The sequence below is a fragment of the Actinomadura sp. NBRC 104412 genome (genome assembly GCF_030269515.1).
Lineage (GTDB): Bacteria > Actinomycetota > Actinomycetes > Streptosporangiales > Streptosporangiaceae > Spirillospora.
In genome coordinates this window covers 338147-363114 of record NZ_BSTM01000002.1, presented here as the reverse complement: position 1 = coordinate 363114, position 24968 = coordinate 338147, and the positions used below count along the sequence as shown (strand labels likewise).

The window sequence follows — 24968 nt, the reverse complement described above, 5'->3', positions numbered from 1 at the left end:
ATCGGGGAACGGGCGGTTCACCGGAGAACGGGCGGTACACCGGGGAACGGGCGATCCGGGTCAGGGGCGGGCGGTGACGCGGCCCGACAGCAGCTCCACCGCACGGTCCACCTCCTCCTCGGTGGTGTAGAGGTGGAAGCCGCAGCGCAGCCGCCCGTCCCGCATCGACGCCGCCACCCCGGCCTCGGCCAGCGCCTCGGCCGTCCCCCCGGTCACCGGCACCGACACGATCGCCGAGTCCCCCGGCGGCAGGCCCAGGCCCGCGCGGAACCGGCCCGCCATCGCCACGTTGTGCCGGTGGATCTCCGGGACGCCCACCCGCTCCAGCAGCTCCAGCGCCGGGGCCAGGCCCACCCAGCTCTGCCAGGCCGGGGACAGGTCCAGGCGCCGCGCGTCGGCGGCCAGCCGCAGCGGCGCCCCGTACACCGACTCCCACACCCGCTCGCCCGCGTACCAGCCCGCGCCGATCGCCGGCAGCGCCTCCAGCGCCTCGCGCGAGCCGGCCAGGAAACAGGTGCCGCGCGGGCTCAGCAGCCACTTGTAGGCGCCGCACACCAGCAGGTCGACCCGGTCGGCCGGCAGCGGCAGCCACCCGGCGGCCTGCGTCGCGTCCAGCAGGATCCGCGCCCCGTGCGCCCGCGCCGCGCCGATCAGCTCCTGCATCGGCGCGATCCGCCCGTCGGCCGACTGCACCGCCGACACCGCCACCAGGTCCACGCCCGGCTCCACCCGCTCGGCGATCCGCTCCAGCGGAACCGACCGCACCACCAGGTCACCGGCCCGCTCGGCGCGCTCCAGGAACGGGAACAGCAGCGAGGTGAAGTCCCCGTCGGCCACCAGCACCCTCGAGCCCGGCCGCAGCGACGCCGCCACCAGGCCCACGAAGTAGGACACCTGCGACCCGATCGCGACCCGTTCGGGCGGCACCCCGATCAGCCGCCCGAACGCCGCCCGCGACCGCTCCACCGCCTCATCGGCGTCGGCCGTGCGCAGCCGCCCGGTCACGCGGCCCCGCTCGGAGGCCAGCACCGCCTCGTGCGCGGCGCGCGGCGGCAGCCCGTAGGTGGGGGTGTCGAGATAGGCGACGCCGGCGCGGAACCGGGCCCGCGCCTCCTCGATCGCAAGCCGCTCCCCGGCGGCGGTGTGGACCGTCATAGCCCCGATCATCGGCGACACCGCACCCATAAGGCAAAGTACTGTCTTCTGGATCGGACCCAAACATCCTTGATAGCTTGGGGGCGTGTTCGACCTGAACCGGGCACGGATCCTGCGCGAGGTCGGGCGGCTGGGCTCCATGACCGCCGCCGCGCGGGCCCTGTCCTACACCCAGCCCGCCATCTCCCACCACATCGCCCGGCTGGAGGCCGAGGCCGGCACGCCCCTGGTGGTCCGGCACGGACGGGGCGTCCGCCTCACCGAGGCGGGACGGATCCTGGCCGACCAGGCCGGGGAGGTCATCGCGCTCATGGAGGAGGCCCGCGAGCGCGTCGCCGCCATCGCCGGGCTGCGCGCCGGCCGGGTCCGCGTCGCGATGTTCCCCACCGCCGCCGCCGCGTTCCTGCCCGACGCGCTGGACGCGCTGCGCACCCGCGCACCCGGCGTGGTGGTCTCCCTCACCGAGGCCGAACCCGGCCAGGCGCTGCGGACCCTGCGCGAGGGCGACGCCGACCTGGCCGTCGTGTTCACCTACCCGCACGCCCCCGCCGACGCCGACGCGGGGCTGCGCCGCATCCCGCTGCGCGAGGACCCCGTGCGCCTGGCGGTGCCCGCCGGCCACGCCCTCGCCCGGTCCCCCGGCCCGGTCACGCTGCCCGCCCTGGCCGGGGAGACCTGGGCGTCGGGATGCGAGCGGTGCCGCGGGCACCTGCTGCGCACCTGCGCGCAGGCCGGGTTCAGCCCGCGCATCGCCTACTCCACCGACGACCACATCGCCGTTCAGCGGCTGGTCTCCCGCGGCCTGGCCGTCACCGCCCTGCCCGCGCTGGCCTTCGACCTGCACCACGAACCCGGCGTCGCGCTGCCGCCCTGCCCGGACCTGGGCGGCCGCCGCATCAGCGCGCTGGTCCCCGACGGGCCGACACCGCCCGCCACCGCCGCGCTCCTGGACGAGATCATCGCCGTCGCCGCCGGCCCTCCGCGGGCCGGCGGCGACAGGGATCAGACCGCAACAACCACCGGGGAGATCACCGGGGGGACGGTCACAGGCGCCGCCACGGCCCCGTGACGGCGAAGGTGGTGGCCGGCTCGTAGACGTTGAGGAACATGGTCCGGCCGTCCGGGGAGAACGTCACCCCCGCGAACTCGCCCCACTCCGGCTCCTGCTCGGTGCCGATGTTCTGCCGGTTGCGGGCCATCGGGTACACCTTGCGGCCCCGCGTCACACCGAACACGAACTGCGCGCCGCCGCCGTCCTCGCACACCATCAGACCGCCCTGCGGGGCCAGCGCGATGTTGTCGGGCGACTCCCCCACCGTGTCCGTGCCGGTGCCCGGCCCGAACACGATCACCAGCGTGAGCCGGCCGCCGCGCGGCTCATAGGACCACACCTGCCCGAAATGGTCGGCGCCCGACCCCTCGCCGGTGCGCGCGAAACTGCTGACGAAGTAGACCCGGTCGCCGCCCCAGTAGCAGCCCTCCAGCTTCTGCGCGTGGGTGATGCCGGACCGCCCGAAGTCCTGGAACCGGATCGGGGTCCGCACGGCCAGCGGATCGGGCACCCGCACCCACTGCACCCGGTCGAACACCGTGCCGGGCTCCCGCACCACCGACAGGTCCGGCACCCCCGGCACCCGCATCGCCTCCAGCCGCCCGCCGGCGCGCAGGCTGCCGAACCCGCCCCTGGGCCGGCGCGGCAGGAACCGGTAGAACAGCCCGAACGGCCGCTCGAAGGCGTCCTCGGTCTCGTACACCACGCCGTCGCGCGGGTCGATCGCCACCGCCTCGTGCTGGAACCGCCCCATCGCCGTCAGCGGCACCGGCTCGGTCCGCCCCGGCCGGTAGGGGTCCACCTCGAACACGAACCCGTGGTCCTTGGTGTAGCCGTTGGTGCCCGCCTTGTCCTCGGCCTCCTCGCACGTCAGCCAGGTGTTCCACGGGGTGGGGCCGCCCGCGCAGTTGATCGCGGTCCCGGCGATGGCCACCCGCTCGGTGTGCACCCGCCCGTCCGCGCCGACCTCCAGGGCCGTGCAGCCGCCCAGGGCCTGCGGGTCATAGGTCAACCCGTCGATCGCCGGGACGCGGTGCACGGCGTCGGGACGGTTCTCGTGGTTGCGCACCAGCCACACCCGGCCGTGGCCGCCGGGGAAGGCCGCCATGCCGTCGGCGTGGCTGGGCACCGGCCCCTGCCCCGATCTCAGCGGCTCGCCCTCCCGCGACAGGATCCGGTACCGGAACCCCCGAGGCAGGTCCAGGACGCCGCGCGGATCGGGCACCAGCGGGCCGTACCCGGCCGAGCCGCCCACCGCGGCGGCGGCGCCGCTGCCGGCGAACACCTGGTCCACGGCACCGGCGAACGCGATTCCCGCCCCGACCGTGGCGCCCCCGCTCGCGAGGACCTGACGTCGTGTGACAGACATGACCCCTCCTTGCGCAGGAGATGTGACAGCCAAGTGTGCACCCGGGCCGTTCCCCTTGGGAACCATCGGAACCGCATTTTTTGATCATGATGTGCGGGCGGGCCGCTCACCTGCGCCGCAACCGCGCCGGCGGCCGTCCACCCCATCCAGGGGCGGGGCGATCGTCGACTTTGGTCTATCCGGTGTGGCACATGGGCCGATGCCCGGCGCCCGCACGGCGGGCATCGTGGACCGCGCGCCACCACAGGGCGCATATCCGTCCACGCCACCGGGGGAGTTCGATGGCCGACACCGCCCAGGAACGCTGGGTGCTGGAACACGACGGGCACCGCCTGGAGGTGGAAGGCCCGCGGTCGCGCACCACCCGGCACCTCCGGCTGTTCGTCGACGGCGAGCAGGTCGCCGAGCAGAAGGTCACCGGCAACAAGACCACCAGGATCACCCACGGGGACACCACCGTCCGCGCCGAGTGGGACCGCCTCGGGCACCTCGCCGTGGTCGCCCTCCTGCCCGCCCCCGGCGACGCCGCGGCCCTCAAGGACGTCAACGACATCAAGGACGTCAGAGACCTCGATCTGGCGGGCCTCAAGGAGCTGGTCACCGGGGGCGGGGAGATCTGGTTCACCCCGCCGCCGGGCAGCCGCGCCGAACGCCGCGAACGCTTCGCGCGCCGCCACCCCCGCCTGTTCGCGGCGCGGCACGTCGCCGCCGCCGTCGCCAAGGTGCTGCTGCCGCTGCTGGGCCTCGCCGGGCTCATCCGGATCCCCATGCCCGACATCGACCTGCCCGCGCTCGACCTGCCGGACCTCGACCCGCCGCGCCTGCGGCGGCCCCGCATCCCCTGGCCGGACATCGACCTGTCCTGGCTTCCCGACATCACCCTGCCCGGCTGGGTCCAGGCGGTCGTGCGGTCGGCCAAGTACTGGGGCCCGATCCTGGCCGCCGTGGTCATCGCCCTCCGCGAGTACGAGCGGCGCAAGAGACAGCGGGACAAGCAGCGGCACAGGCACCAGGAAAGGCAGGGGGAGGACACCGCGCGGCGGCCCGGATAGGCGGTCTCCGGCGCCGGCGGCGGGCCGTTCAGCCCGAGCGGCGCGCCACCAGCGCCTCCATGCCGTCCAGCAGCCGTTCCCTGCCGAAGGCGAAATCGGCGTCGGGGTCCTCCACGGCCCCGTCGAACACACCCTCGTCCAGCAGGGCGTGCAGCTCGGGGAAGCGCCCGGCGTCGGTGAGCGTGGCGAGCAGCGCCCCGTAGCCGCGCAGCACCTCCGCCTCGGAGGTCGAGGCGGCCCGCCACGCGGTCTGCAGGTCGTGCTGCAGCGTGACATCCGAGCGGACGTAGGTGCTCAGCAGCATCAGCGCCGCCAGGCGCTCGCCCCCCGACAGGCCCATGCCGCGCATCGCGCGCAGGCCCGCCTCCATCCACCGCACGTTGTTGGGCATGGTCGGCGGCCCGGTGATGGGAACGCGCAGGATCCACGGGTGCTGCGCCAGCGCCGCGCGCATCGCCGACATCCAGGCCCCCAGCGCCGCCCGCCACCCGTGCTCGGCGGCGTCCGGCAGCGGCGGGGGCGGGCCGAACACCTCGTCCACCATCAGCGTCAGCAGGTCGTTCTTGGACGGGACGTACCGGTACAGGGCCATCGGCGACACGCCCAGCTCGGAGGCGACCCGGCCCATCGACACCGCCTCCAGGCCCTCGGCCGACCCGACCCGCACCGCCGCCTGGACGACCCCCCGCAGCGTCAGCGCGCGCTTGGGCCCCTTGCCGGGCCGCTCACGCAGCCCCCACGCGAGCTCGATGCCCTCCGGCAGGCCCGCGCCGTCGCTCTCGCTCGTCCCCATCACCTCTCCGGGTTGACCCCGCCTCCCCCCATGTGTATAGCCTACGCAGTACAGCGTAGGCCATAAACAGTAACGCGTAAGGGGTACGCAGTGAGTTCCGTGAGCGCGGCGAGTCCCGCACCGGCCCAGACCGCCGTCCACGCGGCCGGGCTGACCAAGTCCTACGGGCGCGTCACCGTCCTGGACGGCCTCGACCTCCAGGTCGCCCGCGGCAGCGTGTTCGCCCTGCTCGGGCCCAACGGCGCGGGCAAGACCACCACCGTCCGCATCCTGTCCACCCTCACCGAGCCCGACGCCGGCACCGCCCGCGTCGCCGGGTTCGACGTGCTCGCCCAGCGCCGGCAGGTCCGCCGCGCCATCAGCCTCACCGGCCAGTACGCCGCCGTCGACGAGCTGCAGACCGGCGAGGAGAACCTGCGGATGATGGGACGGCTGCGCGGCCTGTCCCGCGCCCGCGCCCGCCGCCGCGCCGCCGAGCTGCTCGAACGCTTCGAGCTCACCGAGGCGCGCGGCCGCCGCGTCGCCACCTACTCCGGCGGCATGCGCCGCCGCCTCGACCTGGCGGCCGGGCTGCTCACCGACCCCGCCGTCCTGTTCCTGGACGAGCCCACCACCGGCCTCGACCCGCGCAGCAGGCGCGCCCTGTGGGAGGTGGTCGGCGACCTCACCGCCTCAGGCGTCGCCGTCCTCCTCACCACCCAGTACCTGGAGGAGGCCGACCAGCTCGCCGACCGCATCGCCCTGCTGGACGCCGGGCGCGTCGTCGCCGAGGGCACCGCCGCCCAGCTCAAGAGCCGCGTCGCCGGGCAACGCCTCGACCTGACCGCCACCGGGCCCGACGCCTACCGGGAACTGGCCCGCGCCCTGGGCGGGCGCGCCGTCCGGCTCGACCCCTCCGCCCTCACCCTCGGCGCCGCCACCGACGGCACCTCCTCCCACGTGCGCTCCCTCCTCGACGAGATCGACCCCGCCCGCACCGCCGTCGCCCGCTTCTCCGTCCACGACACCACCCTCGACGAGGTGTTCCTCGCCCTCACCGGCCGCGCCCCGGCCGCCGCCGGCACCCGCCCCCGGACCCAGGAGACCCCCGTTGCCTGAACTCGCCGCCTGGCCCGTCCTGACCGGCCGCAGCCTGCGCATGACCTTCCGCAACGTCGACTCGCTGCTCACCGCGCTGCTGCTGCCCGTCATGGTGCTGCTGCTGTTCGTCTACCTGTTCGGCGGCGCCATCGACACCGGCACCGACTACGTCACCTACGCCGTGCCCGGCGTGCTGATGCTGTGCGCCGCCTACGGCGCGTCCATGACCGCCGTGGCCGTCGCCGCCGACCTCAACGAGGGCATCGTCGACCGGTTCCGCTCCATGGACATCGGCGGCAGGCTCCTGCTGTCCGGCCACATCACCGCCGGCACCCTGCGCAACCTCGGCTCGGTCGCCATCGTCTTCGCCGTCGCCTTCGCCATCGGCTTCCGCCCCGGCGCCGGGGCGCTGCGATGGGCCGCCGCTCTCGGCCTGATCACCGCGTTCATCGTCGCCATGTCGGCGGTGTCGGCCATGGTCGGGCTGCTGGCCCGCACCGCCGAGGCCGCCGGCGGGTTCACCTTCTTCGTGCTGTTCCTGCCCTACCCCAGCAGCGCGTTCGTCCCCATCCACACCATGCCGGGCTGGCTGCACGGCTTCGCCCGCAACCAGCCCGCCACCCCGATCATCGAGAGCGTCCGCGGGCTCCTGCTCGACCAGCCCGTCGGCACCCGCCCCGCCGTCGCGCTCGCCTGGTGCGCCGGGCTGCTGCTGGCCGCCGCCGCGTTCTCAGGCCCCCTGTTCCGGCGCCGCACCCGCTGACCCCGCCCGCCACCGCCACGGCCGGTCCCCACCCACAGGCCGGTCAGCGCGACCGCCTCCGCCGGGTCGGCGGCGTACCGGACGCCGGGCGGCGGGCGGCCGGAGGCGTCCAGCACCCGCCACCCGCCCAGCCCCACCACCGGGACGCCGCCGCGCCGCATCGCCAGCGCCAGCTCCGACAGCGTCCCCCACGACCCGCCCACCACGATCACCGCGTCCGCCGAGTTGACGATCACCGCGTTGCGGGCCTGGCCCAGCCCGGTCGGCAGCGCCACGGTCAGGTCGGGCGCCGCGCCGCTACGGTCGGCGCCCGACAGCACCCCCACCACCACGCCGCCCGCCGACCGCGCCCCGGCCGCCACCGCCGCCATCACACCGCCGTAGCCGCCGCACACCACCACGGCGCCGCGCCCGGCCAGCAACCTGCCCGTCTCATGCGCGGCGGCCCGCTCGTCCGCGGTGCACTCACCCGGACCGCACACCGCGACCTGCACCGCCATCGCGGGTCCCCGGCCGCCGGCCCGGCCTACTCGGCGCCGTGCCGGGAGGCGATCTCATCGATCCGCCCGGCCAGGTCGAAGTCCTTGCCCGTCAGCCCGCCCGCGCTGTGCGTGGACAACGCGAAGGTCACCGTCCGCCAGCGGATGTCGATGTCGGGATGGTGATCGGCGTCCTCGGCCGCCCGCGCCACCTCCCGCACCAGCTCGATCCCCGCCATGAACGAAGGCGCCGTCACCCGCCGCCGGATCACCCCGCCGTCCCGCGTCCAGCCCGGCAGCCCCTCGAGCCGGCCGGTGATCGCGGCGTCATCGAGCAGCTCGGCCATGCGCCCGCCCCTTCCGTGCTGGTTCTCACCGTGAGCCCTGGCCTTCCGGCCCCCTCGTCACCAGTGTCACGCACCGCCGGAGGGTGCGTCGTCGCGGATCGCCGACGCCCACGGGTCATCGCGGTCCGGCCCCGACTCCACCAGCCCCGCGGTGGCGCGGGCGGCCCGGCCGAGCAGCCCGGTCAACGACGTGATCGCCTCACCGGCCTCGGCCACCTCGGTCTCGGCGGGACGCGGCACCGGGCGGGCCGTCGCCGCCGTCCAGGTGCTCTTGGTGACATCGACGACCACCTCGCGGGCCGCGTCCACGACCAGCTCGCGCAGCGCGTCCTTCATCGCCAGCCGCAGCGCCTCGCGGATCAGCTCGGCCAGCACCGCCTCGATCGCGGTCGCGGCGGCCCGCCCCGCCAGGTCACGGGCCGTACGGGCGACGGCGCTGCCCGCCACGGCCGACAGCAGCCCACCGGCCGAACGGACGGTGCCGCGCAAGCCCTCGCTCGCGGCGATCTCGGTGGCCAGCCCCGCCGCGGCCGCGGCCGCCGCGGCGGTGACCGGCGACACCGCGGCGGCCTCCCGGGCCCGCGCCCCCGCGGTGGCGGCCAGCTCCCGCGCCGTGTCACGCGCCGTGTCGCGGACGACGCGGAACACCACCTCGCGCCCCACGTCCATCGCCACGTCCGCGGCCACCCCCGCCACCGTGTCGATCACCGAGTCCGCCACGATCCTGGTCGCCTCCCGCACCAGCGGGGCGGTCACCGTACGGCCCGCCACCTCCAGCGCGGTCGCGGTGGCCGCACGCGTCAGCGGATGCCGCGCGGCCAGGCGCGCGGCGGCGACCGCCATCGGGTGCGAGGCGGCCTGCCCCGCGATCGTCATGGCGGTGGTCGTGGCCTCCAGGGCGGCACCCGCCACCGCGCTGGACTCGGCCGCCGTGCGCGCCTCCAGCACCGCCCTCTCCGCCGCGCCGGTGGCGACGCGCACCGCCGCCTCACGCGCGGCCTGCTCCACCGCCCGCATCACCGGCGTGCCGGAGATCTGCTCCACGATCGTGGCGGCGGCGCGCCCGGCCGCGTCGGAGGCCGCCCGGCGCACCGGCTCCGACATCGTCCCGGCCAGCCGCGCGGCCTCGGCGGCCGCCGGGGCGAGCTCGGCCCACAGCTCCTCCATCCGCTCGGCCGCGGCCCGGTCCAGCCTGGCCGCCAGCGGACCGCCCGGCCCGGGGACCCGCGGCTCCAGCGGAACGACCACGCCCCGCCCGTCCCGCCGCCCGTCCGGCCGCTCGTCCAGGCGCCGGTCCGGCTGCTGGGCTGACTGCTGCTCTGGCTCGTCCACGGCCTCGCCCCCACGACGGTCGAGATAGTTCTCAATCACCATAACCGCCGAGGCGCCCGAAGAGTTTCCGGCCGAGGCCCCGCGACATCGCGGTGGCGGACGGCCCGGGCCTGCCGTAGGGTGAACCGGAACAGGCCCTTGAACCGGGAAGCTCGACCCAGGGGAGGTGAGACGCATGGCCGTCGCGGTGATGGCTGCTGCGCGCAGCACTCCGGCCATCCTCTTCTCCCGGGCCCGCGGCTGACCCCAGAGCGCGGTCGGCGGGCCCCTTCACGCAAGGGTTCCCACGTTGACCTCTTCTCCTTCGCACACCCTGTCCGCCTATGGCTGGAACGGGGACCTCGAACACGCCTTCGCCCCGTACCGCGCGACGGGGCTGATACCCGCCCGCGTCGCCGCCGTCGACCGCGGCCGGTGCGACGCGATCACCGAGACCGGCCCCGTACGGGCCGACACCGCGCCCGTGGCCTCGCCCGACCCGACGCAGGGTCCCTGCACGGGGGACTGGGCGGCCCTGAGCGCCGGGGAACGGCCCGCGATCACCGCGCTGCTGCCCCGCCGCACCGCCCTGGTGCGGGCCACCGCCTCCCGCGACTCGCACGGCCAGGTGCTGGCCGCCAACATCGACACCGTCGCGGTCACGCTGTCGCTGACCGCCCGCTTCGCCGCCGGACGCGTCGAACGGCTGCTCGCCCTGGCCTGGGAGAGCGGCGCCCGGCCCGTGATCGTCCTGACCAAGTCCGACCTGCTGGCCGATCCCGCCGCCGAGGCCGCGCTGACCGCCCAGACCGCCGCGGCCGCACCCGGCGTGGACGTGGTGCCCTGCAGCGCCTCCACCGGAACCGGCATGGACGCGGTCACCGCGGCGCTCACCGGCACCATCGCGCTGATCGGCCCGTCCGGCGCGGGCAAGTCCACCCTCGGCAACGCCCTGCTCGGCGCCGACCACCTTGCCACCGGCGCCGTGCGCGAGACCGACGGCCGGGGACGGCACACCACCGTCCGCCGCGAACTGCTGCCGCTGCCCGGCGGCGGCGTGCTGATCGACACCCCCGGCCTGCGCGGCATCGGCCTGTTCGACGCCGGCGAGGGCATCCGGCAGGTCTTCGCCGACGTGGAGGAACTGGCCGGGCGATGCCGCTTCGCCGACTGCGCCCACGCCACCGAGCCCGGATGCGCGGTGCTGGCGGCCATCGAGGACGGCGCCCTGCCCGCGCGCAGGCTGGACGCCTACCGCAAACTGCTGCGCGAGAACGCATGGGCCGCCTCCCGCGGCGACGCGCGGCTGCGCGCCGAACGGTCCCGCCGCCGCCGGGAGATCACCCGCTCGCTGCGGCAGAGCTACCAGATCAAGGGGAAGAGGCGGTGACGCCGCCCTCCTGGCGGACCCGCCCGGAGACCCCGGCGGACGCCCCCGCGGTGCGCTGGGTCCTGCTGGCCGCCTTCCCCACCGCCGAAGAGGCCGACCTGGTCGACGCCCTGCGCCGCGACGCCGCCTGGCTGCCCGGCCTGTCCTGGGTGGCCCAGGCCCCCACCGGCCGCATCGCCGCGTACGCGCTGCTGACCCGCTGCACGGTCGGCGGCGAGCCCGCGCTCGCCCTGGCCCCGGTGGCGGTACGGCCCGCGTACCAGGGACAGGGCGCGGGCGGCGCCGTCACGCGCGCCGCGCTGCGGGCCGCCGGTGAACGGGGCGAGCGGCTGGTGGTCGTTCTCGGGCATCCGGGCTACTACCCCAGGTTCGGTTTCGCCCCGGCATCCCGGCTGGGGATCCGGGCGCCGTTCGAGGCGCCCGACGAGGCACTGATGGCCCTCACCCTCGACGACCCGGGCGGCGCGGGCGATGTGCCGTCCGGGACGATCCGGTACGCGGCGCCCTTCGGCGTCTGACACCGGTACCGGCCCGGCACCGGCACCGGCCCCGGGCGGCGCGGGGACGGCCGCGCCCTTCCCGCCCGCCCGGGGCGGCACGCCCGTCAGCGTCCCTTGCGCCGGTACGTGCGGATCGACAACGGCACGAACACCACCAGCAGCACCGCCGACCACAGCAGCACACCGGCCACGGGATGCGCGACGGGCCAGGGCACGTCCCCCGACGCCACGTTCGGGTTGCCGAACAGCCGCCGCGCCGCCGCCGTCATGGCGCTCACCGGATTCCAGTCGGCGACCAACCGCAGCCAGCCCGGCATCCCGTCGGTCGGCACGAACGAGTTCGACAGCATGGTGAACGGCAGGAGCAGCGGGACCATCTGGTCGGCGGTCTGCTCGTCCTTCACCACCAGGCCCAGGTAGCAGCCCACCCAGCTCACCGCGTACCGCATCAGGCACAACAGCGCGAACGCCTCCACCGTCGGCAGCACGCCACGGTGCGCCCGCCACCCGACCAGCAGGCCCGCCACCGCCATGAGCCCCAGGCCGAGGAGACCGGTCAGGATGTCGGCGCCGGTCTGCCCGAACGGCACCGCCGACCGCGCCATCGGCATCGACCGGAACCGGTCCATCACGCCCTTGGAGGCGTCGGTGGCCACCTTCATCGTCATCGCCATGACCGAGGAGAAGGTCACCATCGCGAACAGGCCCGGCATCAGGTACTCGCGGTAGTTCCCGCCGCCGGGCACCGCGATCGCGCTGCCGAACACGTACCCGAACAGCACGACCATCACCGCCGGGAAGATCAGCGACGCGATCAGCTGGCCGGGCTCGCGCCGCAGCCGGCTCAGCTCACGGCCGACCAGGGTGAACCCGTCGGCCAGCGTCCAGCGCATCCGCCCCAGCGCGGACAGGCCGCCCACCGCCTGCGTCGCGGCCATCACACACCCTCCTTGACCTTCTCGCCTGCCCGCTCGCCCGCCGCCCCGCCGTTCCTCCCGGGGACGGCGGTGGCGCGATGACCGGTCAGATGCAGGAACACCTCGTCCAAGGTGGGGCGGCGCAGCCCGACGTCGGCGGCGGCGACCCCCGCCCCGTCCAGTTCCCGCACCACATCGGCCAGCCGCACCCCGTCGCGCCGCAGCGCGACGCTGAGGCGGCCCGGCTCGCCGCCGGCCTCCGGCTCCCCGCCGGTCAGGCCGCCCAGCACGCGCGCCGCCAGCGGCACCTGCGCGTCGTCCTCCAGCGCCACGTCCAGCCGGTCGCCGATGCCCGCCTTGAGCGCGTCGGGCGTGCCCTCCGCGATGACCCGGCCGTGGTCGACCACCACGATCGCGCCGGCCAGCTGATCGGCCTCGTCCAGGTACTGCGTGGTCAGCAGGACGGTGGTGCCGTCGGCGACCAGCTCCCTGATCGCCTCCCAGATCTCGCTGCGGCTGCGCGGGTCGAGCCCCGTGGTGGGCTCGTCCAGGAACAGCACCCGGGGACGCAGGATCAGGCTGGTGATCAGATCGAGCCGCCGCCGCATGCCGCCGGAGTACCCGGCCACCTGCCGGTCGGCCGCCTCCATCAGCCCGAACCGCTCCAGCAGCTCGTCGGCGCGGCGCCGCGCCCCGGCCCGCGGCAGGTGGTACAGCCGCCCGAACATGCGCAGGTTGTCGCGCCCGGTCAGCTTCTCGTCCACGGCCGCGTACTGCCCGGCCAGGCCGATCAGCTCCCGCACCCGCCCCGCCTCGCGCACGACGTCGTGCCCGGCGATCCTGGCGGTTCCGGCGTCCGGGTCGGACAGCGTCGCCAGGATCCGGATCAGCGTCGTCTTCCCGGCGCCGTTGGGACCCAGCACCCCGCACACCGTGCCCGCGGGCACCGCCAGGTCCACCCCGCGCAGCGCGCGGGTCTCACCGAAGCTCTTGTGGAGGCCCTCGGCCACCACGATCGGCTCCGCGCTCTCCCCCATCACCCCTCCAACTGAGTACGTTGTACGCGGTCAGTGCCGACAGCCTAAGCAACTGGGTACGATGTACGCAACTAGGATGCGGTGAGGAGGTGACGGGAGTGAGCGACGAGAGCGGCCCCGAGAACAGCCACGAGACCGCGGATCGGGACGGCGGCGCGGACGAGCACGTGAGCATCTGGATGCTGCCCGAGAGGCCCGCCAGGGGGCCGCGCCCGGCCTACAGCCGGGGGCAGATCACCCAGGCCGCGGTGCGCATCGCCGACGCCGAGGGCCTGGACGCCGCGTCCATGCGCCGGATCGCCGCCGAGATCGGCACAGGCGCTATGTCGCTGTACCGGTACGTGCCCAGCCGCGACGACCTGATCGAGCTCATGATCGACCACGTGCTCGGCGAGCTGGACCTGCCGGAGCGGCCCTCGGGCGACTGGCGCGCCGACCTCACCCTGCTCGCCGAGCGCAACCGCGCCATGCGGCTGCGCCACCCCTGGTTCTCCGAGGCCGACCGCGCCCACCCCTCCTTCGGCCCCAACGCGCTGCGGACGGTGGAGTTCTCGGCGGGCGCGCTGGACGTGGGGATCCCGATCGACGACATCCTCGTCCTGGTCGGCCTGGTGAACGGCTACGTGGACAACAGCGTCCGCCAGGAGCTGGGCTGGCGGGACGAGCAGCGGCGCAGCGGCATGAGCAGGGAGAAGTGGATGTTCCGCACCAGCCCCTACGTCCGCCGGCTCGTCGAGAGCGGGGAGCACCCCATGTTCACCCGCATCGTCAAGGACGCCCGCCAGCCCCACATGGGCTTCGACGCGGCGTTCCGCTACGGCCTGGAACGCGTGCTGGACTGCATCGAGGCCGCCCTGCCCGACGTCCCGGACTAGGCCCGGCCCGTCACCGGTCCGGCCGCCGGCCCGCCCGATCAGGATGGCCGGTTCCGGCGCCGAGTCGACCAGGCCGGACAGGCCGCGGCCGAGTGGCGCCGGTGGACGGCGGCGTGGCCGGGACGCTCAGGACCTGCCGACGTCCGAGGCGGCCGCGTCCCGCAGGTTCTGCAGGGCGTCTCCGGGCAGCAGGTAACCGGCGCGGACGTTGCGCCTGTCGGCCTTGGCGACGGCCGCGACATACCGGCCGTGCGAGGGGTACAGCCGGTCGAGCTGCGCCCGCCCGAACGGGACGTGCGTGCCGAACAGCCGGCAGAACGTCTCACCGGAGTTGTCACCGGTGTTCAGGGCGGTCGGCACCTCCACCTGGGACAGCCGGATACCGCCCAGAGCGAGCCCCAGCTCGTCACGCGGCTTGGTGCCGTCGGCGTTCAGCTCCAGCGGCGGAGCCGACGGGGGCCTGATGCCGCGCTCGATCCACCGGGTCAGGTGTGCGTAGGACGCGGCGACCACGTGGTGCAGCGGGACGCGGCTCCACGGCGGCTGCTCGCAGTCGTAGGACGGCGCCTCGCCCAGGTCGCGCCGCAGGATGGGCCTGCGGTACTCCTGGCCGTTCCAGCCGGAGTGGGCCGTGCCGGCGACCTCCCAGCGGCGGAACCTCTCGTCGTCGCCGCGCCGCGCGGGGCTGCGCACATCGGTCTCCGACAGCACCTGGAACACCGGCTCGGCGCCCTTGCGGGACGGCGCGCTGCCCACGATGGTGGCGAACCCGTCGAAGACCGCCTCGGTCCTGGGCAGGATGTTGTCGTAGTACACCGTCATCCGCCCCGCGGACTGCGAGGCCCCCACCGCCAGAACCGTCCTGGCCTTCAACCCGCCCAGCGGCCTGACGCCCTTCTCGGCGCGCAGCGCCTTGGCGACCTGCGCGTACACGTCATAGGACAGCTCGTCGGCGGTGAACCGGCCACCGCCGGTGACGTCCAGGCCGCCGTAGCGGGCGGGACTCCAGCCGCGTAGCTGGTCCACCCCGACCCGCTGCGCGGACACCCCCACCCAGGCGTAGCCGCCGCGGATGATCTGCTCGGCGCTCCACAGGGCGTCCAGGTCATAGCCCGCGGTCACGTTCTGCCATTCGGCCAGCACCGTGCCGTTGAACCTGGCCGGGTGCGCGGGCCTGCGGACGATGACGCGCGTCTTGTAGGGGACGCCGGAGGCGACCCGCTCCCCTGTGACGCTGTAGCCGTCGGCCTTCCCGGAGACGTAGAACTCCTGCTCCACGTAACCGGCGGAGGCCAGGTCCACGTTGGTCGACATCCACGGGTAGGTGTCCCGGACGTCGGATGCCTTGGGGTCGCCGGGGACGGTGCCGGGGATCGGCCCCTGCACGACGGGCGTGCCGACCCTCCCGGGCGCCGGCCCCGGCCCCGGCCCCGGGGCGCCCGGCGTGGTGGCCGCCGCGGGCGGGGCCGCGGCGACGCCCACGGCGAGGGCGCCGCAGAGCAGGATCCGGGACGTTCGGGACGAGATCATGGCGTGTCACTCCCTCGCGATGCCGCACCGGCACCCGCCGGCGCAACCGCGATGATCTACCCGGTCCCGGGACGGGACAACGGCGAAATCACCGTTCTCACACGGTCACGCCGCGAGACGGCGGAGCCTGAGGACATGGTCGGCGCGGGTGCCGTGCCGCCCGTCCGGCGTGGTCGTCTCGTGATGCACCGTCTCGTTCACCTCCACCCGCCAGCGGCCCTCCTCCAGCTCGAAGGACCTCAGCATCTCCTCGGGCGTCGGGAAGCTCACCTCGTGGTGGTGGCCTCCATCGCCGTCCCGACCGCCGTCCTGTTCGCCGTCCTGCCCACTGTCCCAGGCGATGAACGCCGCGTGCCCGGCGACCAGCAGCGTGCCGCCGGGCGCCACGGCCGCGGCCGCCGAACGCAGGACCCTCCCCACCGGCAGGTCGGCGGGCGAGTGCAGGAAATGGACGGTGACCAGGTCGAACGACCCGGGCGGGAACGAGCGGGACAGATCGTGCCGCCGCCATGCGACCCGGTCGCCGACCCCGGCCTCAGCGGCGTGCCCGGCCGCCCGCCGCAGCGCCACGGCCGAGATGTCCACGCCGGTGACCCGCCATCCGCGCCCGGCCAGCCAGATCGCGTCGGCGCCCTCCCCGCAGCCCACGTCCAGGGCCGTCCCCGGCTCAAGGTGCGCGGCCTCGCGCACCAGGGTCGGATTGGGCCTGCCGCTCCACACCCGCTCGCTCCTGCCGTAGAACTCGTCCCAGAACCGCTCGGGCGTGCGCTCCGCCCGGCCCCCGGTCATCGGGCGCCCTTCCCCGTCTCCTCGCGGGCGCGGCGGGCCTCGACGGCACGGCGGGTGTCCTCGCCGATCAGATCGGCGTTGATCGCCGCGGCCGCCCGCACGCCCGCGTCGGCGGATCCGATCAGCGTCGCCATCGGGTCCGTCACGTTGCCGGCCACGAACACTCCCGGGACCGAGGTGGCACCGCCGGGTTCGGACGGTACGTGAGTCCCCACCGAATGCCCGCCCATCATGAGCTCGCTCGTCTCCAAGCCCAGCGCGTCCAGCACGCCCGAACGGGCCACCATGCGCCCCGCCGCCACCAGCGCACGGCGCTCGATCACGGCGCCGCCCTTCAGGCGCACCCCGGTGAGCCGGTCGTCCTCGATTCGCAGGCCCTCCACCTCGCCGTCGACCACGGTGATGCCGCGGGCCGCGAGCTGCTCGTACTCCTCGCCGGTGGGCTCGGGCGCGGTGTGCAGGAACAGGGCCACATCCTGGCTGAGCTGCCGCCACATCAGCGCCTGATGCACCGCCAACGGACCCGTTGCCAGCACGCCGATCGGCTGGTCGCGCACCTCCCAGCCGTGGCAGTACGGGCAGTGCAGCACGTCGCGTCCCCAGCGTTCGGCCAGGCCCGGCACGTCCGGCAGCTCGTCCGCCAGGCCGGTGGTCACCAGCAGCCGCCGCGCCCGGTAGGTCGTCCCGTCGGCGAGCTCCACCTGGAAACCCCCGGCGGGACCGTCCAGGCGGCGGGCGGAGGCGACCGTCCCGGTCACGACCTCGCCGCCGTAGCCGGCGACCTCCGCGCGCCCGTCGGCCAGCAGCTCCAGCGGCGGAACCCCCTCGCGTCCCAGATAGTTGTGCGCGTGCGCGGCCGGGGCGTTGCGCGGCTCGCCCGCGTCGACCACCAGCACCGTGCGGCGTGCCCGCGACAGCACCAGCGCGCCGCTCAGGCCCGCCGCGCCGCCGCCGACGACCACCACGTCATAGTCGTAGGTCTCGTTGTTGTCGGTCATTGAGCACCTCCACCGCGATACTCGGCGATGCCCGGCGAAGGTGGCAAAATCCGTTGCCGTTCCGGCAACTCAGCCGGAACGGGCCGCCAGGTAGTCGTGCAGGCGCCCGGAGCCCTCCAGCATCGCGGTCGACCGCCGGATCAGCGCCTCCTGCCGCTCGGCGATCGCCGCGCGCAGCGCCTCGCCGCTCCCCGTACGGCGCAGGCCGTCCAGGATCACCCGGATCTGGTGCAGCGGGTAGCGGCCCTCCCGCAGCATGCCGATCATGCGGGCGTCGCGGACCTCGGCCGGGCCGTACCGGCGGTATCCCGTGCCCTTCTCGCGCTCGGGCGCCAGCAGCCCCGCCGCCTCCCACACCCGCAACGCCGAGGTACGGACACCGACGTAGGCCGCGACCTCGCCGATGCGCATCCGCGAGCGCGGCAGCTCGGAATGCCCGGGGGCCTGGCGCGCCACGGCCTCCAGCGCCTCCCCCACCTCCCGCAGCGAGGCGCGCTGCTCGTGGATCCGCGCGTGCGCGGCGTCCACCAGCATGAGCGCACGCGGCACGTCGCCCGCGTGCACCGCCTCCATGATCGATCGGGCGGTCGCCGCCCCGTAGCCCCTGGCCAGGGCCTGGTAGGTGAGCAGGGCGCGGCGGTGCTCGGCGGTGAAGACCCGGTACCCGGACGGCGTGCGCGGCGCCGGGGGCAGCACGCCCGCGTCGGCGTAGTTGCGGACCTGCTGGGTCGAGATCCCGCCCGCGCGCGCCAGATCGACCGGGCGCAGCCTTCCCTCGGCCCCGCCCTCCCCCTTCCCGCCCATCGCCGCCTCCTCCCAGGGTTTCTCCCGTCGGTTGAAGGTTAGCGGCCGGAAAGCCCTGGATCGTCGGGCCGGGAGCGCGGAAAAGTCCCAACAGGAACTTCAATGAGACACTTGAAGGCATGGAATCCCCCGGCATCGAAGGCGTACCACCGACGGCGCCCGCCCAACCCGCCGTCGAGGCACGCGGCCTGCGGATGCGGTACGGCCAGGCCGACGTGCTGCGCGGACTCGACCTGCGGATCGGGCGCGGTGAGGTGGTGGCGCTGCTCGGGCCGAACGGCGCGGGCAAGTCGACCACCATCGAGATCCTGGAAGGCTTCCGGCGGCGCTCGGCCGGCGAGGTGCGCGTCCTGGGCACCGACCCCGAGCACGGCGGCGAGGCATGGCGGGCCCGGCTGGGCATCGTGCTGCAATCCTGGCGCGACCACGGCAGGTGGCGGGTCCGCGAGCTGCTCGGCCACCTCGGTTCCTACTACGCCCCCTACGGGACGCCCGGCCGTCCCAGGCCGCACGACGTGGACGAGCTGCTGTCGCTCGTGGGCCTGGAAGGACAGGCGAACAGCCTCATCGCCAAGCTGTCGGGCGGGCAGCGGCGCCGCCTGGACGTGGCCGTGGGCCTGGTGGGACGGCCCGACCTGCTGTTCCTGGACGAGCCCACCACCGGCTTCGACCCGCGCGCCAGGCAGGACTTCCACGCCCTGGTGCGGCGGCTGGCCGAGGCGGGCGACACCACGATCCTGCTGGCCACCCACGACCTGGACGAGGCCGAGCGGCTGGCGGGCCGGGTGCTGATCCTGGTGGACGGGCGGATCGTGGCCGACGGCACCCCCGAGGAGCTCGGCCGGCGCGTCGCCCGCGAAACCGAGGTCCGCTACACCCTGCACGGCCGGCGGCACGTCCGGTCGGTGGAGGACGCCACCGCGTTCGTGCGGCGCCTGTTCGGCGAGCACGGCGAGGACGTCGCCGACCTCGAGGTGCGCCGCACAAGCCTGGAGGAGGTCTACATGGCGATGGTCCGCGAAGCCGAGTCGGGACGGTCCGGCGCGCCCGTCGTTCCCGGTGCGCCGCGGGCCGGGGAGGTGGCCGCGTGAACCCCGAGGCGGTCGCGGTACGCGCGGGCGCGCGGCGCGGATGGATCGAGTTCCGGCAGAGCATGACCAGCCCGCAGGACGTGTGGGGCGTCATGTTCTTCCCGGCCCTCGCGATGGTCGTGATGTTCCTCCTGCGCGGATCCCACGTCCCCGGCACGGGCTTCTCCCTGGGCTCCCACGCGATCCCCGGCGTCCTGGGGATGAACGTGATGCTCAACGGGCTGATGGCGGTGGGCCTGTCGCTGGCCATGGACCGCGAGGACGGGACGCTGCTGCGCGCCAGGGCCACCCCGAACGGGACGACCGGCTACCTGGTGGGGAAGGTGGCCAGCCGGTCCGCGCTGACGGTGGCGGGCGTGCTCGTCCCGCTGGCCGCGGCGGCCTGGCTGTTCGACGGCCTGGAGACGGGTCGCGCCTCGTCGTGGATCACGCTGGCCTGGGTGCTGGCACTCGGCCTGCTCGCGGCCCTTCCCGTGGGCGCGATCCTCGGCTCGCTGTTCGACAACGCCCAGGGGGTGGGCGTGGCCATGCTGCCGATGATGGCGCTGCTGACGATCTCGGGCGTGTTCTATCCCGTCACCGCGCTGCCCGAGCCGGTGCAGTGGATCGCGCAGGTCTTCCCCCTCTACTGGCTCGGTCTGGGGTTGCGCTCGGCGCTGCTGCCCGACGCGATGGCCGCCGCCGAGATCGGCGACTCCTGGCGGCACCTGGAGACGGCCGGCGTCCTGGGGACGTGGGCCGTTCTCGGGCTGGCGCTGGCGCCGGCGGTGCTGCGGCGGATGGCGCGGCGCGAGTCCGGGTCGAGCGTGGCCGCGCGCCGCCAAAAAGCCGTACAGCGTACGGTGTAGGCTTCGTCCACCGAACGGAAGGGCACCCATGGTCTTCACACCCGCCCAGGCGGCACCCGAACGGGAGGCGGGCACGCGCCCCGCCTCCGATCACCCCGCCGGCCATCCCGCCGACCACCATGATCTGATCCAGGTCCGCGGCGCCCGCGAGAACAACCTCACGGGCGTCTCCCTGGACATCCCCAAGCGCCGGCTCACCGTCTTCACCGGGATCTCGGGGTCGGGCAAGTCCTCGCTGGTCTTCGACACGATCGCGGCCGAGTCCCGGCGGCTGATCAACGAGACCTACAGCGCGTTCGTGCAGGGCTTCATGCCCACCCAGCCACGCCCCGACGTGGACGCGCTGCGCAACCTGACCACGGCGATCATCGTGGACCAGGAGCGGATGGGCGCCAACGCCCGCTCCACCGTCGGCACCGCCACCGACGCCTACACCATGCTGCGGATCATGTTCAGCCGGATCGGCGTCCCCTACGTCGGGCCGGCCACGGCGTTCAGCTTCAACGAGGCCGAAGGCATGTGCCCCGAGTGCGAGGGGCTGGGCAAGGTCTCCGACATCGACGTCGGCGAGCTGGTCGACCGGGAACGGTCGCTGAACGAGGGCGCGATCCTGGTGCCGGGCTTCGGCGTCGGCACCTTCTACTGGCAGCTGTTCGGCGACACCGGCCTGTTCGACCCCGACAAGAAGCTGAAGGACTTCACCCCCGACGAATGGGACCGCTTCCTCCACCGGTCCTCGGAGAAGGTCAAGGTGGGCCGTAACAGCTTCACCTACGAGGGCCTGGTGGTGAAGGTCCGGCGGCTGTACCTGTCCAAGGACCGCGAGTCGATGCGCCCGCACCTGCGCGCGTTCGCCGACCGTGCGGTCAGGCTGGTCGAGTGCCCGTCCTGCGGCGGCACCCGGCTCAACGAGGCCGCGCGGTCCTGCCGGGTCGCCGGCCGCACCATCACCGACTGCACGTCCATGCAGATCAGCGATCTGGCCGAGTTCGTCCGCGGCATCCAGGACCGCTCGGTGGGCCCGATGCTGGAGACGCTGCGCGAGACCCTGGACTCGATGGTCGAGATCGGCCTGGGCTATCTGAGCCTGAACCGCGAGTCGGCCACGCTGTCGGGCGGCGAGGCGCAGCGCGTCCGGATGGTGCGGCACCTGGGGTCCGGCCTCACCGACGTCACCTACGTCTTCGACGAGCCGACCGTCGGGCTGCACCCGCACGACATCCAGCGGATGAACGACCTGCTGCTGCGCCTGCGCGACAAGGGCAACACCGTCCTGGTCGTCGAGCACAAGCCGGAGGTCATCGCGATCGCCGACCATGTCGTCGAGCTCGGACCCGGCGCGGGCAAGCACGGCGGGCGGCTGTGCTACGAGGGCGACCTGGACGGGCTGCGCTCCTCCGGCACCCTCACCGGCCGCTACTTCGACCACCGCGCCCGCCTCCGCGACGAGCCGCGCAAACCCACCGGGCATCTGCGCATCGAGAACGCCACGCTCAACAACCTGCGCAACGTCAGCGTCGACATCCCCCTGGGCGTCCTCACCGTCGTCACCGGCGTCGCCGGGTCGGGCAAGAGCTCCCTCATCCACGGATCCCTGCCCCAGCGGGACGGCGTCATCATCGCCGACCAGTCGGCGATCCGCGGCTCCCGGCGCAGCAACCCCGCCACCTACACCGGCCTGCTCGACCCCATCCGCGCCGCCTTCGCCAAGGCCAACGGCGTCAAACCGAGCCTGTTCAGCGCCAACTCCGAGGGCGCCTGCCCGCACTGCAAGGGGATCGGCCTCATCTACACCGACCTGGCGATGATGGCCGGGGTCGCCTCGGTGTGCGAGGCGTGCGAGGGCAAGCGCTTCACCCCCGACGTGCTCGCCTACACGCTGAACGGCAAGAACATCAGCGAGGTCCTGGACATGACGGTGGCCGAGGCCCGCGGGTTCTTCCCCCGCGGCCAGGCCGGCGCCGTCCTGGACCGCCTGGAAGCGGTCGGCCTCGGCTACCTCGGCCTGGGGCAGCCGCTCACCACCCTGTCGGGCGGCGAGCGGCAACGCCTCAAGCTCGCCATCCACATGGCCAAGAACGGCACCACCTACGTCCTGGACGAACCCACCACCGGCCTGCACCTGGCCGACGTCGACCACCTGCTCGCCCTGCTCGACCGGCTGGTGGACGACGGCAACACCGTGATCGTCATCGAGCACCACCAGGCCGTGATGGCGCACGCCGACTGGATCATCGACCTGGGTCCCGGCGCCGGGCACGAGGGCGGCAGGGTCGTCTTCGAGGGCACCCCGGCCGACCTGGTGGCGTCCCGTTCCACCCTGACCGGGCGGCATCTGGCCGACTACGTCGCCTGAACGGCCGGCCGCCCGGTCAGGCCGCGGCGATCGGGTGGTTGCCGTGGACGAGGCCGTGCGGGTCGTACCGGGCCTTGACCTGGGCGAGACGCCGGTAGGTGGCGGGCTCGAAGGCCGCGCGGACCTCGTCCACGCCCAACGGTCCGTAGGTGAAGGTGAGCCAGGGGGCGACAGTGCGGGAGGCGAACGGCGCGAGCGCCTCCCGGTGGAGCGCCTTCACCGTCTTCTCCTGCCCGGGTTGCGGCACGGACAGCACCATCACCGAGTACGCGGCGTCCCGGTGGTCGACGGCGTTGGGGACGCGCGGCGGGCGGGCCAGGGCGCCGCCGAGGTGCCGCAGCCCGACGACGGTCGGCACCGCCGCGTCCGGGCCGGTCGTCTTGGTGAGCGCGGCCAGCGCCCGCCCGTCCACGTCGCTCAGCAGCAGGCACCGCGAACGGTAGGGGTGCGGCTGCGCGGGCTCCTGGAAGACCTCGCCGGACTCGGTGTACGGCAGTTCCCGCAGGGTGTCACGCAGCACCGGCCCCACGGCCTGGAGCGGCTCCACCAGCGACCGCCCCTTCCCTTCCGGGCCGGCGAAGGCGATCTGGAGTTGCGCGACCTGCCGTCCCCGCATCGCCTCGGGGAACGGCGGCGCGTCCGGGTACACGAGCACGCTGACCGCCGACGTCACCTCCTCCGGGACGGTGCGCGTCCACCGCCGCCAGGCGTCCAGGACGCCGGGGACCCGCGCGACGTCGAAGAACAGGCTGCCGCCGAACAGGCCCTCGACCGGCATCAGGTCGATCTCCATGCCGGTGACCACGCCGAAGTCGCCGCCACCGCCGCGCAACGCCCAGAACAGCTCGGGCTCGGAGGTCTCGTCGGCCCGGCGCAGGCGCCCGTCCATGGTCACCACCTCGAAGCGGCGGACATGGTCGGCGGCGAACCCGTACAGCCGGGCCAGCAGCCCGCTGCCGCCGCCCAGCGTGTAGGGGACCGCGCCCACGCCGGGAAAGCTGCCCGACAGCGGCGCGAGCCCGTGCGGCGCGGTCACCGCGACCACCTCCGCCCAGGTCGCCCCGGCCTCGACCCACGCCGTCCGCGCGCCGGGGTCGACGCTGACCCGGTTCATGCGGCGGGTGCCGACCAGCACGCCCCGTGTGGGGACGCCGACACCGTGCCCGCCGGCCTGCACCGCGAGGGGCACGCGGCGCGCGGCCGCGTACTCGACGGCGGCGCGCACGTCCGCCACGCCGGCCGCCCCGACGATCACCTCGGGGCGGTGCGGGCCCAGCAGTTGGAAGCCGGTCCGTTCCTCGTCGTATCCGTCATCGCCCGGCACGTACACGGGTCCCTCCGTACGGCCGGCGAGTTCGTGCTTCACGCTCATGCCGCCCACGCTAGGTGCCGTTGAGGACGTAGCTTGTCCTCAAGGAAGGGCACTGTGGGATTCGTGACCGAGATATCGACCGGGACCTCGACGCGCAAGGACATGCCGGGACGGCTGCTGCGCCTGCTGTCCCTCCTCCAGAGCAGGCGCGACTGGCGAGGCGCCGAGCTGGCCGAACGCCTCGGCGTCACCGTGCGGACGGTGCGCCGCGACATCGACCGGCTGCGCGCGCTGGACTACCCGGTGGAGAGCACCACCGGCACCACCGGCGGCTACCGGCTGACCTCCGGCCGCGACCTGCCGCCGCTGCTGCTGGACGACGAGGAGGCGATCGCCGTCGCCGCCGGGCTGGTCACCGCGGCCGGCGGCAGCGTCAGCGGCATCGAGGACAGCTCCAGGCGCGCCCTGGCCAAGCTGGAACGCGTCCTGCCGGCACGGCTGCGGCCCCGGCTCGCGGCGCTGGGAGACCTCACCGCGTCCGTCCCCTACCGGGGCGCGCCCCGCATCGACCCGGCCGTGCTCGCCGTGCTGGCCTCGGCCGGACGCGACCAGCGCCTCCTGTCCTTCGACTACCACGACCGGGCGGGCGCCACGAGCCCGCGCCGCGTCGAGCCGCACCACCTGGTCAGCCTGCAAGGACACTGGTACCTGGTCGCCTATGACCCCGACCGCGCCGGCTGGCGCACCTTCCGCGTGGACCGGATCGAACGCCCGGTGCCGAGCGGCCGCGGCTTCGCCCCCCGCGACCTGCCCGCACCGGACCCCGCCACGTTCCTCCGCAGGTCGTTCGCCGAGGCGTCCTACCGGTACACGGCGCGGATGACCGTCGGGCTGACCGCCGACGACCTGCGCGGCCGCCTGTTCGCGCACCTGCCCGGGGACGTCCAGGACATCGGCCCCGACGAGTGCGCCGTCCGGATCAGCGCGGACTCCGCGGAACTGGTCACCCAGTACATCGCCGCGATCGCCGCCCTGGACGTCCCCTGCGCCCTCGACGCCCCCGCGGAGATCACCGAGCGGCTGCGCGGCCTCGCCCGCCGGCTGGCCCGGTGAGAACCCGT

General features: G+C 74.5%; 23 protein-coding genes and 1 pseudogene. 11 read left to right on the top strand and 13 right to left on the bottom strand.

What is annotated here, in order from left to right:
- Window positions 1-60 precede the first annotated feature (60 nt).
- Window positions 61-1155, bottom strand: a complete 1095-nt coding sequence (locus QSK21_RS04070) for an aminotransferase class V-fold PLP-dependent enzyme (RefSeq protein ID WP_285693808.1) — start codon at window positions 1153-1155, stop codon at window positions 61-63.
- An 85-nt stretch (window positions 1156-1240) separates the two neighbouring features.
- Here QSK21_RS04070 and QSK21_RS04065 point away from each other — a divergent pair, with 85 nt between their 5' ends.
- On the top strand, window positions 1241-2224 hold the full coding sequence (locus tag QSK21_RS04065) for a LysR family transcriptional regulator (RefSeq protein ID WP_285693807.1): 984 nt from the start codon (window positions 1241-1243) through the stop codon (window positions 2222-2224).
- Here QSK21_RS04065 and QSK21_RS04060 read toward each other — a convergent pair.
- The gene (locus QSK21_RS04060; protein ID WP_285693806.1) at window positions 2199-3575 is read right to left on the bottom strand and encodes an alkaline phosphatase PhoX; all 1377 of its coding nucleotides are present in this window, start codon (window positions 3573-3575) and stop codon (window positions 2199-2201) included. The two genes, QSK21_RS04065 and QSK21_RS04060, sit on opposite strands and share 26 nt — an antisense overlap.
- A gap of 281 nt (window positions 3576-3856) precedes the next feature.
- On the opposite strand from QSK21_RS04060, the gene QSK21_RS04055 reads away from it, so the two are divergent.
- Entirely contained in the window at window positions 3857-4627 is a 771-nt protein-coding gene (locus QSK21_RS04055; RefSeq protein WP_285693805.1) for a hypothetical protein, read from the top strand.
- A gap of 28 nt (window positions 4628-4655) precedes the next feature.
- On the opposite strand, the gene QSK21_RS04050 is transcribed toward QSK21_RS04055, so the two are convergent.
- On the bottom strand, window positions 4656-5420 hold the full coding sequence (locus QSK21_RS04050) for a TetR/AcrR family transcriptional regulator (protein ID WP_285693804.1): 765 nt from the start codon (window positions 5418-5420) through the stop codon (window positions 4656-4658).
- A gap of 90 nt (window positions 5421-5510) precedes the next feature.
- On the opposite strand from QSK21_RS04050, the gene QSK21_RS04045 reads away from it, so the two are divergent.
- Together QSK21_RS04045 and QSK21_RS04040 are read left to right on the top strand one after the other, a co-directional pair.
- Entirely contained in the window at window positions 5511-6518 is a 1008-nt protein-coding gene (locus QSK21_RS04045; protein WP_502871499.1) for an ATP-binding cassette domain-containing protein, read from the top strand.
- Entirely contained in the window at window positions 6511-7263 is a 753-nt protein-coding gene (locus QSK21_RS04040) for an ABC transporter permease (RefSeq protein ID WP_285693803.1), read from the top strand. The genes QSK21_RS04045 and QSK21_RS04040 overlap by 8 nt, the downstream gene beginning before the upstream one ends.
- A gap of 137 nt (window positions 7264-7400) precedes the next feature.
- On the opposite strand, the pseudogene QSK21_RS04035 reads toward QSK21_RS04040, so the two are convergent.
- From QSK21_RS04035 to QSK21_RS04025, 3 genes and pseudogenes are all read right to left on the bottom strand, one after another.
- Window positions 7401-7763: pseudogene (locus QSK21_RS04035) on the bottom strand (TIGR00725 family protein); the annotation flags it as partial.
- Window positions 7764-7789: 26 nt separating this feature from the next.
- Window positions 7790-8089, bottom strand: coding sequence for a 4a-hydroxytetrahydrobiopterin dehydratase (locus QSK21_RS04030; protein WP_285693802.1), 300 nt, complete (start codon window positions 8087-8089; stop codon window positions 7790-7792).
- Between the two features lie 66 nt (window positions 8090-8155).
- Window positions 8156-9421 carry a hypothetical protein gene (locus QSK21_RS04025; protein WP_285693801.1) on the bottom strand — a complete coding sequence of 422 codons (1266 nt, stop codon included), beginning with the start codon at window positions 9419-9421 and terminating at the stop codon, window positions 8156-8158.
- Window positions 9422-9710: 289 nt separating this feature from the next.
- On the opposite strand from QSK21_RS04025, the gene rsgA reads away from it, so the two are divergent.
- Complete coding sequence (gene rsgA, locus QSK21_RS04020) at window positions 9711-10790, top strand: ribosome small subunit-dependent GTPase A (protein ID WP_285693800.1); 1080 nt, start codon at window positions 9711-9713, stop codon at window positions 10788-10790.
- Complete coding sequence (locus QSK21_RS04015) at window positions 10787-11308, top strand: GNAT family N-acetyltransferase (protein WP_285693799.1); 522 nt, start codon at window positions 10787-10789, stop codon at window positions 11306-11308. Before rsgA ends, QSK21_RS04015 begins: the two co-directional genes overlap by 4 nt.
- Window positions 11309-11394: 86 nt before the next feature.
- Here the strand turns inward: QSK21_RS04015 and QSK21_RS04010 are convergent, their stop codons facing one another.
- Together QSK21_RS04010 and QSK21_RS04005 are read right to left on the bottom strand one after the other, a co-directional pair.
- Complete coding sequence (locus tag QSK21_RS04010) at window positions 11395-12228, bottom strand: ABC transporter permease (RefSeq protein WP_285693798.1); 834 nt, start codon at window positions 12226-12228, stop codon at window positions 11395-11397.
- A complete protein-coding gene (locus QSK21_RS04005) occupies window positions 12228-13244 on the bottom strand; it encodes an ATP-binding cassette domain-containing protein (RefSeq protein WP_285693797.1) in 1017 nt (338 codons plus the stop codon). The genes QSK21_RS04010 and QSK21_RS04005 overlap by 1 nt, the downstream gene beginning before the upstream one ends.
- Before the next feature lie 98 nt (window positions 13245-13342).
- On the opposite strand from QSK21_RS04005, the gene QSK21_RS04000 reads away from it, so the two are divergent.
- Window positions 13343-14119 carry a TetR/AcrR family transcriptional regulator gene (locus QSK21_RS04000; RefSeq protein ID WP_285693795.1) on the top strand — a complete coding sequence of 259 codons (777 nt, stop codon included), beginning with the start codon at window positions 13343-13345 and terminating at the stop codon, window positions 14117-14119.
- A gap of 126 nt (window positions 14120-14245) precedes the next feature.
- Here QSK21_RS04000 and QSK21_RS03995 read toward each other — a convergent pair whose 3' ends face one another.
- The 4 genes from QSK21_RS03995 to QSK21_RS03980 all read right to left on the bottom strand — a co-directional run bounded on the left by QSK21_RS03995 (window position 14246) and on the right by QSK21_RS03980 (window position 18240).
- A complete protein-coding gene (locus tag QSK21_RS03995) occupies window positions 14246-15649 on the bottom strand; it encodes an alpha/beta hydrolase domain-containing protein (protein ID WP_285693794.1) in 1404 nt (467 codons plus the stop codon).
- 105 nt (window positions 15650-15754) lie between these two features.
- Window positions 15755-16438 (bottom strand): class I SAM-dependent methyltransferase, encoded by a 684-nt coding sequence (locus tag QSK21_RS03990; protein WP_285693793.1) that lies wholly within the window; start codon window positions 16436-16438, stop codon window positions 15755-15757.
- The gene (locus tag QSK21_RS03985; RefSeq protein ID WP_285693792.1) at window positions 16435-17436 is read right to left on the bottom strand and encodes an NAD(P)/FAD-dependent oxidoreductase; all 1002 of its coding nucleotides are present in this window, start codon (window positions 17434-17436) and stop codon (window positions 16435-16437) included. The genes QSK21_RS03990 and QSK21_RS03985 overlap by 4 nt, the downstream gene beginning before the upstream one ends.
- A gap of 69 nt (window positions 17437-17505) precedes the next feature.
- Window positions 17506-18240 carry a MerR family transcriptional regulator gene (locus QSK21_RS03980; protein ID WP_285693791.1) on the bottom strand — a complete coding sequence of 245 codons (735 nt, stop codon included), beginning with the start codon at window positions 18238-18240 and terminating at the stop codon, window positions 17506-17508.
- Between the two features lie 119 nt (window positions 18241-18359).
- On the opposite strand from QSK21_RS03980, the gene QSK21_RS03975 reads away from it, so the two are divergent.
- The 3 genes from QSK21_RS03975 to QSK21_RS03965 are packed head-to-tail and all read left to right on the top strand — an operon-like array spanning window position 18360 to window position 22535.
- The gene (locus QSK21_RS03975) at window positions 18360-19331 is read left to right on the top strand and encodes an ABC transporter ATP-binding protein (protein ID WP_285693790.1); all 972 of its coding nucleotides are present in this window, start codon (window positions 18360-18362) and stop codon (window positions 19329-19331) included.
- Entirely contained in the window at window positions 19328-20179 is an 852-nt protein-coding gene (locus QSK21_RS03970) for an ABC transporter permease (RefSeq protein WP_285693789.1), read from the top strand. Before QSK21_RS03975 ends, QSK21_RS03970 begins: the two co-directional genes overlap by 4 nt.
- A gap of 28 nt (window positions 20180-20207) precedes the next feature.
- Window positions 20208-22535 carry an ATP-binding cassette domain-containing protein gene (locus QSK21_RS03965; RefSeq protein WP_285693788.1) on the top strand — a complete coding sequence of 776 codons (2328 nt, stop codon included), beginning with the start codon at window positions 20208-20210 and terminating at the stop codon, window positions 22533-22535.
- Between the two features lie 16 nt (window positions 22536-22551).
- Here QSK21_RS03965 and QSK21_RS03960 read toward each other — a convergent pair whose 3' ends face one another.
- A complete protein-coding gene (locus QSK21_RS03960) occupies window positions 22552-23907 on the bottom strand; it encodes an FAD-binding oxidoreductase (protein ID WP_285693787.1) in 1356 nt (451 codons plus the stop codon).
- 102 nt (window positions 23908-24009) lie between these two features.
- Between QSK21_RS03960 and QSK21_RS03955 the strand changes: the two genes are divergently transcribed.
- The gene (locus tag QSK21_RS03955; protein ID WP_285693901.1) at window positions 24010-24960 is read left to right on the top strand and encodes a helix-turn-helix transcriptional regulator; all 951 of its coding nucleotides are present in this window, start codon (window positions 24010-24012) and stop codon (window positions 24958-24960) included.
- Window positions 24961-24968 lie beyond the last annotated feature (8 nt).

Bases quoted from the DNA above. Each gene is read 5' to 3' on its own strand.
- QSK21_RS04070 (WP_285693808.1), bottom strand. From the start codon at position 1,155: ATGACGGTCCACACCGCCGCCGGGGAGCGGCTTGCGATCGAGGAGGCG.
- QSK21_RS04060 (WP_285693806.1), bottom strand. From the start codon at position 3,575: ATGTCTGTCACACGACGTCAGGTCCTCGCGAGCGGGGGCGCCACGGTC.
- QSK21_RS04055 (WP_285693805.1), top strand. From the start codon at position 3,857: ATGGCCGACACCGCCCAGGAACGCTGGGTGCTGGAACACGACGGGCAC.
- QSK21_RS04050 (WP_285693804.1), bottom strand. From the start codon at position 5,420: ATGGGGACGAGCGAGAGCGACGGCGCGGGCCTGCCGGAGGGCATCGAG.
- QSK21_RS04030 (WP_285693802.1), bottom strand. From the start codon at position 8,089: ATGGCCGAGCTGCTCGATGACGCCGCGATCACCGGCCGGCTCGAGGGG.
- QSK21_RS04010 (WP_285693798.1), bottom strand. From the start codon at position 12,228: ATGGCCGCGACGCAGGCGGTGGGCGGCCTGTCCGCGCTGGGGCGGATG.
- QSK21_RS04005 (WP_285693797.1), bottom strand. From the start codon at position 13,244: ATGGGGGAGAGCGCGGAGCCGATCGTGGTGGCCGAGGGCCTCCACAAG.
- QSK21_RS03995 (WP_285693794.1), bottom strand. From the start codon at position 15,649: ATGATCTCGTCCCGAACGTCCCGGATCCTGCTCTGCGGCGCCCTCGCC.
- QSK21_RS03990 (WP_285693793.1), bottom strand. From the start codon at position 16,438: ATGACCGGGGGCCGGGCGGAGCGCACGCCCGAGCGGTTCTGGGACGAG.
- QSK21_RS03985 (WP_285693792.1), bottom strand. From the start codon at position 17,436: ATGACCGACAACAACGAGACCTACGACTATGACGTGGTGGTCGTCGGC.
- QSK21_RS03980 (WP_285693791.1), bottom strand. From the start codon at position 18,240: ATGGGCGGGAAGGGGGAGGGCGGGGCCGAGGGAAGGCTGCGCCCGGTC.
- QSK21_RS03975 (WP_285693790.1), top strand. From the start codon at position 18,360: ATGGAATCCCCCGGCATCGAAGGCGTACCACCGACGGCGCCCGCCCAA.
- QSK21_RS03965 (WP_285693788.1), top strand. From the start codon at position 20,208: ATGGTCTTCACACCCGCCCAGGCGGCACCCGAACGGGAGGCGGGCACG.
- QSK21_RS03960 (WP_285693787.1), bottom strand. From the start codon at position 23,907: ATGAGCGTGAAGCACGAACTCGCCGGCCGTACGGAGGGACCCGTGTAC.
- QSK21_RS03955 (WP_285693901.1), top strand. From the start codon at position 24,010: ATGCCGGGACGGCTGCTGCGCCTGCTGTCCCTCCTCCAGAGCAGGCGC.